Origin of the sequence: Streptomyces sp. NPDC060209 (genome assembly GCF_042728155.1) — a bacterium.
GTDB lineage: Bacteria > Actinomycetota > Actinomycetes > Streptomycetales > Streptomycetaceae > Streptomyces.
The window spans coordinates 1-1,465 of the sequence record NZ_JBHWZS010000576.1 but is presented as its reverse complement, the minus strand read 5'-3'; the positions used below and the strand labels follow the sequence as shown (position 1 = coordinate 1,465).

Sequence of the window (1,465 nt, the reverse complement as noted above, 5' to 3'; positions counted from 1 at the left end):
CTCCGGCACCGACGTCACCCTCCCCGCGCTCGGCGAGAGCGTCACCGAGGGCACCGTCACCCGCTGGCTGAAGGAGGTCGGCGACGAGGTCGCGGAGGACGAGCCCCTGCTCGAGGTCTCCACGGACAAGGTCGACACCGAGATCCCCGCCCCGGTCGCCGGCGTCCTGCTGGAGATCGTCGTCGGTGAGGACGAGACCGCCGAGGTCGGCGCCAAGCTCGCCGTCATCGGCGCTCCGGGTGCCGCACCGGCCGCCGCTCCGGCAGAGGCCGCCCCGGCCCCCGCCGCTGCTCCGGCTCCGGCTCCCGCCGCCCCTGCTGCTCCGGCTCCCGCCCCGGAGGCACCGGCCGCGCCCGCCGCTCCGGCTGCTCCGGCTCCGGCTCCGGCCGCCCCTGCCGCCCCGGCTCCCGCCCCGGCTGCTCCGGCACCGGCCGCCGCCGCTCCGGCTCCGGCCGCTCCGGCCGCGCCCGCGGGTGACGACGGCGCGTACGTCACGCCGCTGGTCCGCAAGCTCGCCGCCGAGAACGGCGTCGACCTGGGCGCGGTCAAGGGCACCGGCGTCGGTGGCCGCATCCGCAAGCAGGACGTCGTGGCCGCCGCGGAGGCCGCCAAGGCCGCCGCTGCCGCTCCGGCTCCGGCCGCCGCCGCTCCCGCGGCCAAGGCCGCGCCGAAGCTCGAGGCGTCCCCGCTGCGCGGTCAGACGGTCAAGATGACCCGCATGCGCAAGGTCATCGGCGACAACATGATGAAGGCGCTGCACTCGCAGGCCCAGCTGACCTCGGTCCTCGAGGTCGACATCACCAAGCTGATGAAGCTGCGCAACCAGGCGAAGGAGTCCTTCGCCGCCCGTGAGGGCGTCAAGCTGTCCCCGATGCCGTTCTTCGTGAAGGCGGCGGCCCAGGCGCTGAAGGCCCACCCGGTCGTCAACGCCCGGATCAACGAGGACGAGGGCACCATCACGTACTTCGACTCGGAGAACATCGGCATCGCCGTTGACGCCGAGAAGGGTCTGATGACCCCGGTCATCAAGGGTGCGGGCGACCTGAACATCGCCGGTATCGCGAAGAAGACCGCCGAGCTGGCCGGCAAGGCCCGCGGTGGTGGCCTCACCCCGGACGACATGTCCGGTGCGACCTTCACCGTCAGCAACACCGGCTCGCGCGGTGCGCTGTTCGACACGGTCATCGTGCCGCCGAACCAGGCAGCCATCCTGGGCATCGGTGCCACCGTCAAGCGTCCGGCGGTCATCGAGACCGCTGAGGGCACCGTCATCGGCGTCCGCGACATGACCTACCTCTCGCTCTCCTACGACCACCGTCTGGTGGACGGCGCGGACGCCGCCCGCTACCTGACCACGGTCAAGGCGATCCTCGAGGCGGGCGAGTTCGAGGTCGAGCTCGGCCTCTGAGCCGTACAGCTGTAACCAGCCTCACCAGCGGCGCCCCCGTCCGGAACACTTCCGGAC

General features: G+C 72.8%; 1 protein-coding gene. It reads left to right on the top strand.

From position 1 onward, the window contains the following. Positions 1 to 1,408, top strand: a 1,408-nt coding sequence (sucB, locus tag ACFWFI_RS42660) for a 2-oxoglutarate dehydrogenase, E2 component, dihydrolipoamide succinyltransferase (protein ID WP_387401354.1), incomplete at its 5' end; no start/stop codon positions are given. Positions 1,409 to 1,465: the final 57 nt, after the last annotated feature.